Origin of the sequence: Mycobacterium heidelbergense (assembly GCF_050205645.1) — a bacterium.
Lineage (GTDB): Bacteria > Actinomycetota > Actinomycetes > Mycobacteriales > Mycobacteriaceae > Mycobacterium > Mycobacterium heidelbergense_A.
Window position 1 is genome coordinate 307,227 of sequence record NZ_JBNMQT010000001.1, and the last position, 15,056, is coordinate 322,282.

A 15,056-nucleotide genomic window follows, 5' to 3' on the forward strand; every position below is an offset into this window, starting at 1 on the left:
ACACCGACAGCCCTGAGCGCACACCGTCGCGGCCACGCGTCCTCGGGTCGCGCTAGGTTTGCTTCATGGCCGCCGTTGACATGACTGCCGACATGCCGATGAGCCCGCAGGACATGTGGGATCACGTATCGGACCTCTCTGACTTGGGCGAGTGGCTCGTCATGCACGAGGGCTGGCGCGGCGAGCTGCCCGACGAGATCGCCGAAGGCACCCAGATCGTGGGCGTGGCGCGGGCCAAGGGCATGCGCAACCGGGTGACCTGGACGGTGACGAAATGGGACCCGCCCCACGAGGTCGCGATGTCCGGCGCGGGCAAGGGCGGGACGAAATACGGCGTCACCCTCACCGTGCGGCCCACTGAGGACGGTTCCACCCTGGGCCTGCGTCTTGAGCTGGGCGGACGTCCGCTGTTCGGTCCGGTGGGTTCGGCCGCGGCCCGCGCCGTCAAGGGCGACGTGCAGAAGTCGCTGCAGCTGTTCGTCGAGAAGTACGGGTGACGGCCGGCGCCGACACGCTAACCGCGCCGCTCCGGCACGAAATCGCGCCTGCGAGGCATCCTGGACGGGTAGCCAGAAACCTCTTGAGACACACTTCCCCGACACGCCCGGATGCGTCGGTGCTCGGTCATAGACTGGCGTCCCTATGAACCAGTCCTTCGTGCACCTGCATAACCACACCGAGTACTCGATGCTGGACGGTGCCGCGAAGATCACGCCGATGCTGGCCGAGGCGGAACGGCTGGGAATGCCCGCGATCGGGATGACCGATCACGGAAACATGTTCGGCGCCAGCGAGTTCTACAACGCGGCGACGTCGGCCGGGATCAAGCCGATCATCGGCGTCGAGGCCTACATCGCGCCGGGTTCACGCTTCGACACTCGCCGGGTCACCTGGGGTGACCCCAGCCAGAAGTCTGACGACGTCTCCGGCAGCGGCTCCTATACGCACCTGACGATGGTGGCCGAGAACGCCACGGGGCTGCGCAACCTTTTCAAGCTGTCCTCGCTGGCCTCCTTCGAGGGCCAGCTGAGCAAGTGGTCGCGGATGGATGCCGAGCTGATCGCCGAGCACGCCGAGGGCATCATCATCACCACCGGCTGCCCCTCGGGGGAGGTGCAGACCCGGCTGCGGCTGGGGCAGGACCGCGAGGCGCTGGAGGCGGCCGCCCGGTGGCGCGAGATCGTCGGGCCCGACAACTACTTCCTCGAGCTGATGGACCACGGCCTGGAGATCGAGCGCCGGGTCCGCGAGGGGTTGCTCGAGATCGGTCGCACGCTGGGCATCCGGCCGCTGGCCACCAACGACTGCCACTATGTCACCCGCGATGCTGCGCACAACCACGAGGCGTTGCTGTGCGTGCAGACCGGCAAGACGCTGTCGGATCCGAACCGGTTCAAGTTCGACGGCGACGGCTACTACTTGAAGTCGGCCGCCGAGATGCGACAGATCTGGGACGACCAGGTGCCTGGCGCCTGTGACTCCACGTTGCTGATCGCCGAGCGGGTGCAGTCCTACGCCGACGTGTGGGCCCCCCGCGACCGGATGCCGGTCTTCCCGGTCCCCGATGGACACGACCAAGCCTCCTGGCTACGGCACGAGGTGGACGCCGGGCTGGCCCGGCGGTTTCCCGCGGGCGCCCCGGATGGTTACGAACAGCGGGCGGCCTACGAGATCGGCGTCATCTGCGACAAGGGCTTCCCGTCGTACTTCCTGATCGTCGCCGACCTGATCAACTACGCGCGGTCGGTGGGCATCCGGGTGGGCCCGGGCCGCGGCTCGGCCGCCGGATCGCTGGTCGCCTACGCCCTGGGCATCACCGACATCGACCCGATCCCGCACGGGCTGCTGTTCGAGCGGTTCCTCAACCCCGAACGCACGTCGATGCCCGACATCGACATCGACTTCGACGACCGCCGCCGCGGCGAGATGGTGCGCTACGCCGCCGACAAGTGGGGCTCCGACCGCGTCGCCCAGGTCATCACCTTCGGCACCATCAAAACCAAAGCGGCGCTGAAGGATTCGGCGCGGATCCACTACGGCCAGCCCGGCTTCGCGATCGCGGACCGCATCACCAAGGCGCTGCCGCCGGCGATCATGGCCAAGGACATTCCGCTGTCGGGGATCACCGACCCCAACCACGAGCGGTACAAGGAGGCCGCCGAGGTTCGCGGTCTGATCGAAACCGACCCCGACGTGCGCACCATCTACCAGACCGCCCGCGGCCTGGAGGGCTTGATCCGCAACGCCGGCGTGCACGCCTGCGCGGTGATCATGAGCAGCGAGCCGCTGACCGACGCCATCCCGCTGTGGAAGCGACCGCAGGACGGGGCCATCATCACCGGCTGGGACTACCCGTCGTGCGAGGCCATCGGCCTGCTGAAGATGGACTTCCTGGGCCTGCGCAACCTGACGATCATCGGCGACGCGATCGAGAACATCAAGGCCAACAAGGGAATTGACCTCGATCTGGAATCGGTGCCGCTCAATGACAAGGCCACCTACGAGCTGCTGGGCCGCGGCGAGACGCTGGGCGTGTTCCAGCTCGACGGCGGGCCGATGCGCGACCTGCTGCGGCGCATGCAACCGACCGGGTTCGAAGACGTCGTCGCCGTCATCGCGCTGTACCGGCCCGGGCCGATGGGCCAGAACGCGCACAACGACTACGCCGACCGCAAGAACGGCCGCCAGGCGATCCGGCCCATTCATCCGGAGCTGGCCGAACCGCTCGAAGAGATCCTGGCCGAGACCTACGGCCTGATCGTCTACCAAGAGCAGATCATGCGCATCGCGCAGAAGGTGGCCGGCTACTCGCTGGCCCGAGCCGACATTCTGCGCAAGGCGATGGGTAAGAAGAAGCGCGAGGTGCTCGACAAGGAGTACGAGGGCTTCGCGGAGGGAATGCAGTCCAACGGGTTCTCCGCCGGCGCCATCAAGGCGTTGTGGGACACCATCCTTCCCTTCGCCGACTACGCGTTCAACAAGTCACACGCCGCGGGCTACGGCATGGTCTCGTACTGGACCGCCTACCTCAAGGCCAACTATCCCGCCGAGTACATGGCCGGCCTGCTGACGTCGGTGGGCGACGACAAGGACAAGGCGGCCGTGTATCTGGCCGATTGCCGCAAGCTCGGGATCACGGTGTTGCCGCCCGACGTCAACGAGTCCGGCCTGAACTTCGCGTCGGTGGGCCAAGACATCCGCTACGGGCTGGGCGCGGTGCGCAACGTCGGGGCCAACGTCGTGACGTCGCTGATCGGAACGCGTTCCGACAAGGGCAAGTTCACCGATTTCTCGGATTACCTGAACAAGATCGACATTTCGGCGTGCAACAAGAAAGTCACCGAATCGCTGATCAAGGCGGGCGCATTCGATTCGCTCGGCCATGCCCGCAAGGGCCTGTTCCTGGTCCACACCGACGCCGTCGACTCGGTGCTGGGCACCAAGAAGGCCGAGGCGATGGGGCAGTTCGACCTCTTCGGCGGGGGCGAGGCCGGCACCACGGACGCGGTGTTCACCATCAAGGTGCCCGACGACGAGTGGGAGGACAAGCACAAGCTGGCGCTCGAGCGCGAGATGCTGGGGCTGTACGTGTCCGGGCATCCGCTCAACCGGGTGGCACACCTGCTTTCTGCTCAGGTCGACACCGCCATCCCCGCGATCCTCGACGGCGACATCCCCAACGAAACCCAGGTGCGGGTGGGCGGCATCCTGGCCTCGGTGAACCGGCGGGTCAACAAGAACGGAATGCCCTGGGCGTCAGCGCAATTGGAGGACCTCACCGGCGGCATCGAGGTGATGTTCTTCCCGCACGCGTATTCCGCCTACGGTGGCGACATCGTCGACGACGCGGTGGTGCTGGTCAACGCCAAGGTCGCGATCCGCGACGACCGGATCGCGCTGATCGCCAACGACCTTGTGGTGCCCGACTTTTCGAACGCTCAGCCTGATCGGCCGCTGGCGGTCAGCCTGCCCACCCGGCAGTGCACGCTGGACAAGGTGAGCGCGCTCAAGCAGGTGCTGGCCCGGCATCCCGGGACCTCGCAGGTGCATCTGCGGCTCATCAGCGGGGATCGCATCACGACGCTCGAGCTGGACGCCTCGCTGCGGGTGACGCCCTCGCCGGCGTTGATGGGCGACCTCAAGGAGCTGCTCGGCCCGGGCTGCCTCGGCGGTTAGATCCGCCGAGTGTGCGTCCAGGGCTTCGGCTGTGCTCCCAGGGCGCCGTGCACGCACGCTCAGGGCAGGACGCGCTCGACGATCTGCGTGAGCTCCGCGGCCACCTGGTCCAGCGGCTCGATGCTGCGCTGCGCGCGGCACATGGCCACGGTGCCTTCGACGGCCGCGACGATCAGGGTCGCGATGCGCTCGGCGTCCGGCGCATTCACGCCGTGCTCGCGCATCGATTCCGCCAGCAGCGCCGTCCAACGGCCGAAAGCGGCCGCCGCGGCGTCGCGCGGGGCGGGGTGCCCGTCGGGCAGGTCTTCAACCGAGACCGCGAGAACCGGACAACCTGCGTGAAAGTCGCTGTTCAGCACCACGTTTCGCCACATTTTTAGGAATTCCTGCAGGCCGGCAACCGGCCCGGCCCGCAGCTCTTTGGTGAGAATGCGGACGGTGAGGTCGTCTGCCCATCGCACCGCCTCGGCGGCCAGGTCGTATTTCCCGCCGGGGAAGTAGTGGTATGTCGAACCGAGCGGGGCGCTGGTGTGCTTGGCCAGCTCTCGCACGCTGGTGGCGTTGAGCCCGCGCCGGCTGATCATGTCGGCGGCGCCGACCACCATGCGTTCGCGAGCGTCGACAGAGTTCTCCGGCATGCCGACCTCCTTGCTATAACGTCCGTTATAACATACGGTGGCCGCTATAACGACCGTTATAGCGAGGAGATACCGTGCGAAGCCTGATGTTCGTCGCCCCCGGGCGACTCCGTTTCGACGACGTCGACGATCCGAAGATCGTCGCGCCGTCTGACGCGCTGGTGCGCCCGCTCGCGGCCACGACCTGCGACCTCGATCACCACGTCGTCGCCGACAAGACCCCGTTCTCCGGCCTGGGGCCGTTCCCGCTCGGCCACGAGTGCGTCGGCACCGTCGTCGAGGCGGGCCCCGACTGCACCAACGTCAGCGTCGGGGACGTCGTCGGCGTGGCCTGGCACATCGCCTGCGGCACCTGCGCGCAATGCCGACTCGGGCACCCCGCCCGCTGCCTGCACCACGGCGACGCCCAGTACGGTCTTCCGGTCAACGGATTCTGGGGCGGAACGTTTTCCGAGTTGATCCGCGTGCCCTTCGCCGACTACAACCTCGCGCCCTTGCCGGCCGGGATCGACCCGGTCCACCTGGCCTCGATCGGCGATAACCTCGCCCTGGGCTGGGAGACGGTCATGCCGACCATCGCCGGGATCGACGACCCGCAGGTCGCGGTCTTCGGGGGAACGGGATCGATCGGCCTGTACTGCGCCGACGTCGCCGTCCACTGCGCAGGCGCGCGCACCGTGTACTACGACGACGACCCCACCCGCATGGCCGTCGCCGAGAAACTCGGTGCGCAGGTGTGCGACGTCAACGGCAAGCGGGAGAAGGACTTTCACTTGGCGGTGGACGCCACGGCGGACCCCGACCGCCTGCGAAAGGCCCTGCTCTCCGTCATGCCCGAGGGCCACGTCAACAGCGTGGGCATTTACTTTCAGGACGTGACGCTGCCGCTGTTGCAGCTGTACCTGCGCGGCGTGCACTTCCACAACGGCAAGGGCCAAGCCCGGCCGAACATGACGCCCACTCTCGACGCCGTCGCGGCGGGGACGCTGCACCCCGAGGTGGTCACCAGCGGGATCTACGGCTGGGACGACATCCCCGGCGTTCTGACTTCGGACACCCCCGGCCACAAGCCCATCTTCGTGCTGGACGACTAGGGCGGCAGCTGCAGCGCCGCTTGGTGGTCGTGGGTGGGGATGATCCGCACCGTGTGGCGTGCGAGATGAAGTCGCTGCAGCGTGCGGAAGGTCTGCTCGCGGTCCTCGTCCACCAAAACGCCGGGGTAGCTTGACTTTTGCCGGACCTTCTCGATCTGCAAGTGGTGCCACGCCGCGTCGCCGGCGATCAGGATCCATCCCCGCCCGGTGTGGACGAGCACCCCGATGCTGCCCGGCGTATGTCCGGCCAGGTCTACCAGGATGACCGACTCGTCCCCGAACAGGTCGCGGCTTCTGGCGAAGGTCAGCACCGGCGGTCCGTCCAGTTCGTATTCGACGACGGGCCGATCGCGCAGCGAGTCGCGGACGCCGCCGACGGGCGCGACGGGCCCGGAACCGACCCACTCCTTTTCGACGCGGTGCAGGTGGACCGGCAGGTCGGGCATGTCCAGCAGACCCGACACGTGGTCCCAGTGGGCGTGAGTGGGCAACGCGAAATCCAGGCGAGGCGTGTGGGGCAGCCCGGTCAGGGCCGTGATCGTGGGGATGGTGTCGGCGGGCGGGCGGACCACCGCACGCAGCACCGCGGGAAGCTGGGCGATCGCGCGGTGCTCCGCGTCGAGGCACACCGCGGGATCGACGATGAACGTCGCCTCCGGATGCACGACGACGAACGACGTCAGCGAGTTCTCGATGCGAGCGGGCTGCAACGTGCCCTCGACGATCGCGGCGGTCGGCACCAAACGCGGCACTTGCGGCAGCGCTCTCACCCTCACCGTGCCGCGGGCCTCCGGCAGGCCCGCGTCGACGACGCTGCGGACGAAACGCTGATCGAGCCGCCGCGGCCGCACCATGCCCCGGACGAGTCCGGCTGCGGCGGTGCAGCATTGGAGAACGCTGGGGGAGCGGACGGGGTCGGATGCCAGTGTCGTGGGTGTCATGCCGGATCCACCCGGACGATGGCGCTGTCCGCCCACACCCCGCGGTCACGCGCGCGGCGCAGCTTCTCGCGCAGGCGCAGATCCTGGTGGACGTTCGTCACGCCGGGCACCTTGATCAGCGGCACGATGTTCCACTGCCAGCCATACCGCTGGTGCAGCGCCCGGTTGGCCCGCTCGGCGTCGGCGCCCGACAGGATCGTGGCGCGGCCCGCGACCGTCGTCGCGCCGCGGCGCACCCGGCCCCGGTAGTCGCACGCGGCGAGTTCGACCTCGCTGCGCGCGGCCAGCCGCCTGGTCTTCGGGCCCACCTTGGTCCGGAATACCAGCGCGTCGCCGTCGAAACCGAACCAGATCGGGGTGTCGACCGGCGTGCCGTCGCGGCGAAACGATCGGAGCAGGGCGTAGCGGGCGGCGCTGAGTTCGGCGAGTGAGTGCATGGACACAGTCAACAACTTAGAGTTGACTCTAAGTCAAGCATGGAATTCTCGGGAGGGTCGATGGGCGGACGCCTGACGATCGGCGAGGTTGCGCGCCAAGCCGGGGTCGCCGCGACCACGCTGCGCTACTACGAGCGGATCGGGCTGGTGCCGGCGCCGACCCGGCTGGGCGGTCAGCGCCGCTACGACGACGCGGTGCTGGCCCGGCTCGAGGTGATCGGGCTCTGCAAATCCGCCGGGTTCGCTCTCGAGGAGATCCAGGTGCTGTTCGCCGACGACGCCCCGGGACGGCCCGCCAGCCGCGCACTGGCCGAGGCCAAACTCGCCGAAATCGATGCCCAGATGGCGTCGCTGGCCCGGGCGCGCGCCGTCATCGAATGGGGAATGCGCTGTACGTGCCCGTCGATCGACGCCTGCACGTGCGGCATTCACTCCCCGCAGGAAATTCAGAAGCGGTAGCGCAGGATGCGGGCCTTGCGGGCGAACGCCGCGAACTTGCCGGATACCTTGGTAGCCAACCGAATCCAGCCCGGAAACACGTCGACCTCGGGAGCGTGTGCCAGGCTGGCTTCTTCGACCAGTGTCAGCCGCGGATTCCATATCTGCGGCACCCGGGCGTCTTTGAACCCCGGATAGCCCCACTGGGCGCCGACGCTGCTGAACATCTGCTGCGGGGCCATCTTCACCGCCAGCCGGCTGAACCAGCCGATGCGTCCGTAGTCGTTGAAGGCCAGCTCCCCGGACGTGAAGTGCTCGGTGACGCGGCGGAAGACACCGGCGATCACCGGCTCGGACAGGAACGCGAACAACCCGTCGGCGATCACCATGGCGGGCCGCCCGGCCGGGATGGCGTTCGGCCAGCTGTCGTCGGCCACCGACGCGGTGATCGAGTGGGCCCGTTGGTGGGTCGGCATCAGCCGGTCGCGCAGCGCGATGACGCCCGCCAGGTCGACGCTGTACCAATCGACCGCGGCCGGCGGGTCCACCCGGAACAAGCCCGTGTCCAACCCGGCGCCGAGGTCCACCACCACGGCGTTGGGGTGCTCGGCGGTGAACGCCCGCACGCGGTCGTCGAGCATCTTGGCGCGCAGGGACGCCTGGCATACCACGCTCGTGGGCACGCCGAGCCCGTCGAAGTCGTAGTCGATCCTTTTGACGATGTCGTCGGCGAGCGCATCGTGCAGAATCGAGCGTGGCCTCCGGCCGTGCCGCGGCCATCGGCTGTCCAGCGCCCGCGCGTACTGCGTCAGCAATGCGGTCTGCTCCAGCGGGGAGAGATCGCTGACGTCAACGCCTCGATCGGGCCGCATGATCCGAACGTACTCGGTGCCGCTGACCGGCGACGTTGGCGCGCCGGAGAAATCGCGCAACCTATTCCGCGCCCGGCGATCGCCGACGTACGCTCACGAAGGGCGCAGCCGACGCGAAGGAGAACGCACATGACGACACCCGAGCGTCCGGCCACGCTGTGCGAGGCGTTCCAGCGCACCGCGTCCATCGATCCCGACGCCGTCGTGCTGCGCACACCCGGTGACGCCCAGACGCTGACGTGGCGGGAGCTCGCGGAGCAGGTACGCAAGGTCGCCGCGGGCCTGGCGGGGCTGGGAGTTCGGCGCGGCGACACGGTTTCGCTGATGATGGCCAACCGCATCGAGTTCTACCCACTCGAAATCGGTGCCCAACACGTCGGTGCCACTTCGTTTTCCGTCTACAACACGCTGCCCGCCGAGCAGCTCACGTATCTGTTCGGCAACGCGGGAACGAAGGTCGCGATCTGCGAGGAGCAGTACGTGGACCGCATTCGCGCCAGCGGCGCCGACATCGAGCACATCGTCTGCATCGACGGTTCGCCGCCCGGCACCATCTCGGTGGACGAGCTGTATGCCGCCGCGGCAGCCGATTTCGACTTCGAATCCACCTGGCGGGCGGTGCAGCCCGACGACGTCGCCACGCTGATCTACACCTCGGGGACCACCGGAAACCCCAAGGGCGTGGAGATGACCCACACCAATCTGCTGTTCGAGGCGTTCGCCCTCTATACCGTCCTGCCGGTGCAATTCGGCGAGCGGGTCACGTCGTTCCTGCCGTCGGCGCACATCGCCGACAGGGTGATGGCGCTCTACGGTTTGGAGGTGTTCGGCGCCCGGGTGACGGTGATCTCCGACGTGCGGGCCATCGCCGCCGCGCTGCCCGACGCGCGGCCCACGGTGTGGGGCGCGGTGCCGCGGGTATGGGAAAAGCTCAAGGCCGCAATCGAATTCACCGTCAGCCACGAGATCGACGAAGTCAAGCGGCAGGCGCTGCAGTGGGCGATGTCGGTGGCGGCCAAGCGCGCCGACGCCGAACTGGCCGGTCAACCCATGCCCGACGACGTCGCCGCCGAGTGGGCCAAGGCCGACGAGTTGGTGTTGTCGAAGCTGCGCGAGCGCCTCGGCTTCGGCGAGCTGCGCTGGGCGGTGTCCGGCGCGGCCCCGATACCCAAGGAGACCCTGGCGTTCTTCCTCGGCATCGGCATTCCGATCGCGGAGCTCTGGGGCATGTCGGAGCTGAGTTGCGTTGCCAGCGTGAGCCATCCGAGCGTCGCCCGGCTGGGCACCGTCGGCAAGCTGCTCCCGGGGCTGGAGGGCAAGATCGCCGAGGACGGCGAGTACCTGGTCCGCGGCCCGCTGGTGATGAAGGGCTACCGCCGCGAACCCGCGAAGACCGCCGAGGCGATCGACGCGGAGGGCTGGCTGCACACCGGCGACATCCTCGAGGTCGACGACGACGGCTACCTGCGGATCGTGGACCGCAAGAAGGAGTTGATCATCAACGCGGCCGGAAAGAACATGTCCCCGGCCAACATTGAGAACGCCATCCTGGCCGCCTGCCCGATGGTCGGCGCGATGATCACGATCGGCGACGGGCGACCGTACAACGCCGCGCTGATGGTCTTCGACGCCGAATCGGTCGGACCGTATGCGGCCCAGCTCGGCCTGCCCGACGCGACGGCCGAAGCCCTGGCGGCCCACCCGGAGGTCATCGCGCGAATCGCCGCCGGGGTGGCCGCGGGCAACGTCAAACTCTCGCGGGTCGAGCAAATCAAGCGCTTCCGGGTGCTGCCGACGTTGTGGGAGCCCGGGGGCGACGAGATCACGCTGACGATGAAGCTGAAGCGCAAGCCGATCATGGCAAAGTACGCCGCCGAGATCGAGGAACTCTACGCGCCCGAATTACCTGCGGAGGTCTACGAGCCCCGCGATCCCTCCGTGGCCGCAACGGTGCAACCGGCGTGAGCGGGGGACGGATGGCGACGGCGCGCGAACTCGGCCGCATCGGGGCGCGAAAGTTGCTGCAACACACCGGAATAGTCGAAGAATCGGCAGCGCCCTTGTCGACCGATGCGGCCGAGGTCGTTCAGCTGTTGGCCGCGCCGTGGTATGTCGAGCGCCTCGACAAGCTGGCCGACGAGCTCGGCCGCGACCCGGCAGGCGTGCGGGCCGAGGCCGCGGGCTATCTGCGCGAGATGTCGGCCTCGCTGGAAGAGCGGGCGGTACGGGCCTGGCGCAGCTTCTCCTGCTGGCTGATGCGGGCCTACGACATTCTCGTCGACGAGGATCAGATCGCGGCGCTGCGGAAGCTGGATCGCAAAGCGACGCTGGCGTTTGCCTTTTCGCATCGCTCGTATCTGGACGGCATGCTGCTGCCGGAGGTCATCCAGGCGAACCGGCTCTCGCCCGCGCTGACCTTCGGCGGCGCGAACCTGAACTTCTTCCCGATGGGCGCCTGGGCCAAGCGCACCGGGGCGATCTTCATCCGGCGCCAGACCAAGGACATTCCCGTCTACCGGTTCGTGCTGCGCGCCTACGCGGCGCAGCTGGTGCAAAACCACGCCAACCTGACCTGGTCGATCGAAGGCGGCCGGACCAGGACCGGCAAGCTGCGGCCCCCGGTCTTCGGAATCCTGCGCTACATCAGCGACGCCGTCGACGAAATCGACGGTCCCGAGGTGTATTTGGTGCCGACCTCCATCGTGTATGACCAGCTGCACGAGGTGGAGGCCATGACCACCGAGGCGTACGGGGCGACGAAGCGGCCCGAGGACTTCCGCTTCTTGATCCGGCTGGCCCGGCAGCAAGGGGAGCGGCTCGGCCGCGCCTACCTGGATTTCGGCGAACCGCTGCCGTTGCGCAAGCGCCTGGAGGAATTGCGCGCCGAGGAATCCGGCGCCGGGACGGAGATCGAACGGATCGCGCTGGACGTCGAGCACCGGATCAACCGCGCCACGCCGGTCACGCCCACCGCGGTGGTAAGCCTCGCCCTGTTGGGTGCGGACCGGTCGTTGTCCATCAGCGAGGTGCTGGCCACCGTGCGGCCCCTGGCGAGCTACATCGCGGCGCGGAACTGGGCGGTGGCCGGCGCCGCGGACCTAACGAATCGCTCCACGATCCGGTGGACCCTGCACCAGCTGGTCGCGTCCGGCGTCGTCAGCGTCTATGACGCGGGCACCGAACCGGTCTGGGGCATCGGCGAGGACCAGCACCTGGTCGCGGCGTTCTACCGCAACACCGCCATCCACATCCTGGTCGACCGGGCCATCGCCGAGACGGCGTTGCTGGCCGCATCCGAAATGTCGGAGGACGGGTCGGTCGCTCCGGCGTCCGTGCGCGACGAGGCGCTGAGCCTTCGCGAGCTGCTCAAGTTCGAGTTCTTGTTCTCGGCCCGCGCGCAGTTCGAGAAGGACCTCGCCGACGAGGTGCGCCTGATCGGGCCGGTGGAAGACACCACCAAGCCGGCCAGCGCGGCCCAGGTGCGGCGGCTGCTGGAGCGGGCGGACCTGCTGCTCGCGCATTTGGTGCTCCGTCCCTTCCTGGACGCGTACCACATCGTCGCCGACCGGCTGGCCTCCCACGAGGACGAGTCGTTCGACGAGCAGGCGTTCCTCACCGAGTGCCTCGAGGTGGGCAAGCAGTGGGAGCTGCAGCGCCGCATCGCCAGCGCCGAGTCCAGGTCGATGGAGTTGTTCAAGACCGCGTTGCGCCTGGCGCGGCATCGCGAGTTGGTGGACGGCTTCGAATACCCGGACATCGCCGAGCGGCGGCGGCAGTTCGCCGACGAGATCGCGACGGCCATCCGGCGGGTCAACGCCATCGCGGAGCTCGCCAGGACGCGCTAATCCGTCCCCGGCGCTAGACTGCCGCCCGTGCTTACAGAGGGGATTTCCAACGTCTGACAAGTCCGGCGCGCAAGGCCGCCCGCTGATCGGGTTCATCACGCGGGACAACGCACCCCCGATCGGCCCGGCGCCGATCACCCGGACGTGGATGTCGGACATGTCGGAGCAGCGGATCGGTTGGCCCAGCCGGTGTCTGCCGATGCTCATCGCCAACCAGAGCGGTTGGGAGCTGCGCAATCCGTGCGCGTTCACGGCTACCTGGATGGATCAGGGCGGCGTGGACGTGCTGGTCGCACCCGATAGCCGCGAGCCCGGTCAGTTCCTGCCGTCCAGCCATTTCGGTAACGGCATCCTGACGTGGCACCTGCCGATGCTGTTTCGCACCCCGCCGGGCTACAACCTGTTGGTCCGCGGGCCGGCGAACTATCCGAAGGACGCCGTGTCGCCGTTGGAGGGCGTCGTCGAAACCGACTGGGCGAGTGCGAGTTTCAGCATGAGCTGGAAATTCACCCGCAAGCTGATGCCGGTGCGGTTCGAGGTCGACGAGCCGATCGGCATGATCGTTCCGCAGCGCCGCGCCGAGCTGGAGGAATTCGCCCCCGAGCTTCGGCGCATCGAGTCCGACGAGGAGCTGCGGCGCAAGCACGAGCTCTTCCTTCGCTCCCGCGACGACGCGGGGCGAATCCAGGCGGAGGCGGATGTCGCCGGCGGCGAGCGTTTGGATTGGGAGGGCGACTACACGAAGGGTCGGCATCGCGACGGCGAGGCCGGCGCACCGGATCACCAGACCCGGCGTCATCTGCGTCCCTTCGCTCAGCCGTAAGGTGAGGAACATGCCGCTTTCAGGTGAATACGCACCCAGCCCATGGGATTGGTCCCGCGAACAAGCCGACAAGTACGCCGAATCCGGCGGCCAGGATGCGGCGGACATGAAGGGCAAGCCCATCATTCTGCTGACCACCGTCGGGGCCAAGACCGGCAAACTCCGCAAGACCCCGTTGATGCGGGTCGAGCACGACGGCGAGTATGCGGTCGTCGCCTCGCTCGGCGGGGCCCCGAAGAACCCGGTCTGGTACCACAACCTCGTCAAGAACCCGCGCGTCGAGCTGCAGGACGGTTCCGTCACTCGCGATTACGAGGCCCGCGAGGTGTTCGGCGAGGAGAAAGCCACCTGGTGGGAGCGTGCCGTCGAGGCTTGGCCCGACTACGCCGAGTACCAGAAAAAGACCGAACGCCAGATTCCGGTGTTCGTGCTGACCCCGGTGAACTGAGCCGCTTTCGCAGGTTGAGGGCGCGACATGGCACGATTGACCGGTGTCCGCTGAACTGAGTCAGACCCGGAGCGAGTCGCCGCTGTCCGCGGCCGACGTCGACGCGGCGGCCCAGCGGATCGCGTCGGTGGTCACGCCCACCCCATTGCAGCGCAGTGATCGGCTGTCGGCGATCACCGGCGCGCACGTCTACCTGAAGCGCGAAGACCTGCAAACCGTGCGCTCCTACAAGCTGCGCGGCGCCTACAACCTGCTGGTGCAGCTGTCCCCCGCGGAGACGACGGCCGGGGTGGTGTGCTCGTCGGCGGGTAACCACGCGCAGGGCTTCGCGTACGCGTGCCGGGCGCTGGGTGTGCGCGGCCGCGTCTACGTGCCGGCGAAGACGCCCCGGCAAAAGCTGGACCGGATCCGCTACCACGGCGGCGAGTTCATCGAGCTGATCGTCGGCGGACGGACCTACGACCTCGCCGCCGAGGCGGCGTTGGCCGATGTGGAGAGCACCGGCGCCACGCTGGTGCCGCCGTATGACGATCTGCGCACCATCGCCGGCCAGGGCACCATCGCCGTCGAACTGCTTTCGCAACTCGACTCGCTTGGTGTCGGGGAGCCCGACCTGGTGGTGGTCCCGGTCGGCGGCGGCGGTTGCATCGCCGGCATCACCACGTACCTCGCCGAGCGGACGGCGAACACCGCGGTGTTGGGCATCGAGCCCGCCGGCGCCGCCGCGATGATGGCCGCGCTCGCCGCCGGCGAGCCGGTGACGCTGGACCACGTCGACCAGTTCGTCGATGGCGCCGCGGTGAAGCGGGCGGGAACGCTGACCTACGCCGCGCTCGCCGCCGCGGGTGACATGGTGTCGATCACGACGATCGACGAGGGCGCCGTGTGCACCGCGATGCTCGACCTCTACCAGAACGAGGGCATCATCGCCGAGCCGGCCGGCGCGCTGTCGGTGGCGGGCCTGCTGGAAGCCGACGTCGAGCCCGGCTCCACGGTGGTGTGCCTGATCTCGGGCGGCAACAACGACGTCTCGCGCTACGGCGAGGTGCTCGAGCGCTCGCTGGTGCACCTCGGCCTGAAGCACTACTTCCTGGTGGACTTCCCGCAGGAGCCCGGCGCGCTGCGCCGGTTCCTCGACGAGGTGCTCGGGCCCAACGACGACATCACCCTGTTCGAGTACGTCAAACGCAACAACCGCGAGACCGGTGAGGCGCTGGTCGGCATCCAGCTGGGATCGTCCGCGGACCTCGACGGCCTGCTGGCCCGGATCCGGGCGACGGACATCCACGTCGAGACCCTGCAGCCGGATTCGCCGGCTTACCGGTATCTGCTGTAAGCCGGCGG

13 protein-coding genes are annotated in these 15,056 nt (G+C 68.2%); 9 read left to right on the top strand and 4 right to left on the bottom strand.

Going from position 1 to position 15,056, the window contains the following annotated elements:
* The first annotated feature begins 65 nt into the window (after nucleotides 1–65).
* On the top strand, nucleotides 66–497 hold the full coding sequence (locus ACQI5H_RS01010; RefSeq protein ID WP_427077568.1) for a type II toxin-antitoxin system Rv0910 family toxin: 432 nt from the start codon (nucleotides 66–68) through the stop codon (nucleotides 495–497).
* A gap of 145 nt (nucleotides 498–642) precedes the next feature.
* Nucleotides 643–4,176 carry a DNA polymerase III subunit alpha gene (gene dnaE / locus ACQI5H_RS01015; RefSeq protein ID WP_427077569.1) on the top strand — a complete coding sequence of 1,178 codons (3,534 nt, stop codon included), beginning with the start codon at nucleotides 643–645 and terminating at the stop codon, nucleotides 4,174–4,176.
* Nucleotides 4,177–4,235: 59 nt separating this feature from the next.
* Here the strand turns inward: dnaE and ACQI5H_RS01020 are convergent, their stop codons facing one another.
* A complete protein-coding gene (locus ACQI5H_RS01020) occupies nucleotides 4,236–4,814 on the bottom strand; it encodes a TetR/AcrR family transcriptional regulator (protein ID WP_427077570.1) in 579 nt (192 codons plus the stop codon).
* 74 nt (nucleotides 4,815–4,888) lie between these two features.
* On the opposite strand from ACQI5H_RS01020, the gene ACQI5H_RS01025 reads away from it, so the two are divergent.
* Nucleotides 4,889–5,908 carry a zinc-dependent alcohol dehydrogenase gene (locus ACQI5H_RS01025; protein ID WP_427077571.1) on the top strand — a complete coding sequence of 340 codons (1,020 nt, stop codon included), beginning with the start codon at nucleotides 4,889–4,891 and terminating at the stop codon, nucleotides 5,906–5,908.
* Here the strand turns inward: ACQI5H_RS01025 and ACQI5H_RS01030 are convergent.
* A complete protein-coding gene (locus ACQI5H_RS01030; protein ID WP_427077572.1) occupies nucleotides 5,905–6,849 on the bottom strand; it encodes an MBL fold metallo-hydrolase in 945 nt (314 codons plus the stop codon). The two genes, ACQI5H_RS01025 and ACQI5H_RS01030, sit on opposite strands and share 4 nt — an antisense overlap.
* Entirely contained in the window at nucleotides 6,846–7,286 is a 441-nt protein-coding gene (locus ACQI5H_RS01035; RefSeq protein ID WP_427077662.1) for a PPOX class F420-dependent oxidoreductase, read from the bottom strand. The genes ACQI5H_RS01030 and ACQI5H_RS01035 overlap by 4 nt, the downstream gene beginning before the upstream one ends.
* 60 nt (nucleotides 7,287–7,346) lie before the next feature.
* On the opposite strand from ACQI5H_RS01035, the gene ACQI5H_RS01040 reads away from it, so the two are divergent.
* Nucleotides 7,347–7,745: a MerR family transcriptional regulator gene (locus tag ACQI5H_RS01040; protein WP_427077663.1), complete on the top strand. Its 399-nt coding sequence runs from the start codon at nucleotides 7,347–7,349 to the stop codon at nucleotides 7,743–7,745.
* Here ACQI5H_RS01040 and ACQI5H_RS01045 read toward each other — a convergent pair.
* Nucleotides 7,733–8,596, bottom strand: coding sequence for a class I SAM-dependent methyltransferase (locus ACQI5H_RS01045; protein WP_427077573.1), 864 nt, complete (start codon nucleotides 8,594–8,596; stop codon nucleotides 7,733–7,735). The two genes, ACQI5H_RS01040 and ACQI5H_RS01045, sit on opposite strands and share 13 nt — an antisense overlap.
* A gap of 129 nt (nucleotides 8,597–8,725) precedes the next feature.
* On the opposite strand from ACQI5H_RS01045, the gene fadD11 reads away from it, so the two are divergent.
* The 5 genes from fadD11 (at nucleotide 8,726) to ilvA (ending at nucleotide 15,048) form a co-directional block, all read left to right on the top strand.
* Entirely contained in the window at nucleotides 8,726–10,561 is a 1,836-nt protein-coding gene (gene fadD11 / locus ACQI5H_RS01050) for a fatty acid--CoA ligase FadD11 (RefSeq protein WP_427077574.1), read from the top strand.
* 11 nt (nucleotides 10,562–10,572) lie between these two features.
* On the top strand, nucleotides 10,573–12,441 hold the full coding sequence (locus ACQI5H_RS01055) for a lysophospholipid acyltransferase (RefSeq protein ID WP_427077664.1): 1,869 nt from the start codon (nucleotides 10,573–10,575) through the stop codon (nucleotides 12,439–12,441).
* Nucleotides 12,442–12,523: 82 nt separating this feature from the next.
* Complete coding sequence (locus tag ACQI5H_RS01060; RefSeq protein WP_427077665.1) at nucleotides 12,524–13,264, top strand: DUF6065 family protein; 741 nt, start codon at nucleotides 12,524–12,526, stop codon at nucleotides 13,262–13,264.
* Nucleotides 13,265–13,274: 10 nt separating this feature from the next.
* Nucleotides 13,275–13,712, top strand: a complete 438-nt coding sequence (locus ACQI5H_RS01065) for a nitroreductase family deazaflavin-dependent oxidoreductase (RefSeq protein WP_427077575.1) — start codon at nucleotides 13,275–13,277, stop codon at nucleotides 13,710–13,712.
* 43 nt (nucleotides 13,713–13,755) lie between these two features.
* The gene (ilvA, locus tag ACQI5H_RS01070; RefSeq protein WP_427077576.1) at nucleotides 13,756–15,048 is read left to right on the top strand and encodes a threonine ammonia-lyase; all 1,293 of its coding nucleotides are present in this window, start codon (nucleotides 13,756–13,758) and stop codon (nucleotides 15,046–15,048) included.
* Nucleotides 15,049–15,056: the final 8 nt, after the last annotated feature.

Bases quoted from the DNA above. Each gene is read 5' to 3' on its own strand.
- ACQI5H_RS01010 (WP_427077568.1), top strand. From the start codon at position 66: ATGGCCGCCGTTGACATGACTGCCGACATGCCGATGAGCCCGCAGGAC.
- dnaE (WP_427077569.1), top strand. From the start codon at position 643: ATGAACCAGTCCTTCGTGCACCTGCATAACCACACCGAGTACTCGATG.
- ACQI5H_RS01020 (WP_427077570.1), bottom strand. From the start codon at position 4,814: ATGCCGGAGAACTCTGTCGACGCTCGCGAACGCATGGTGGTCGGCGCC.
- ACQI5H_RS01030 (WP_427077572.1), bottom strand. From the start codon at position 6,849: ATGACACCCACGACACTGGCATCCGACCCCGTCCGCTCCCCCAGCGTT.
- ACQI5H_RS01035 (WP_427077662.1), bottom strand. From the start codon at position 7,286: ATGCACTCACTCGCCGAACTCAGCGCCGCCCGCTACGCCCTGCTCCGA.
- ACQI5H_RS01040 (WP_427077663.1), top strand. From the start codon at position 7,347: ATGGGCGGACGCCTGACGATCGGCGAGGTTGCGCGCCAAGCCGGGGTC.
- ACQI5H_RS01045 (WP_427077573.1), bottom strand. From the start codon at position 8,596: ATGCGGCCCGATCGAGGCGTTGACGTCAGCGATCTCTCCCCGCTGGAG.
- fadD11 (WP_427077574.1), top strand. From the start codon at position 8,726: ATGACGACACCCGAGCGTCCGGCCACGCTGTGCGAGGCGTTCCAGCGC.
- ACQI5H_RS01055 (WP_427077664.1), top strand. From the start codon at position 10,573: ATGGCGACGGCGCGCGAACTCGGCCGCATCGGGGCGCGAAAGTTGCTG.
- ACQI5H_RS01065 (WP_427077575.1), top strand. From the start codon at position 13,275: ATGCCGCTTTCAGGTGAATACGCACCCAGCCCATGGGATTGGTCCCGC.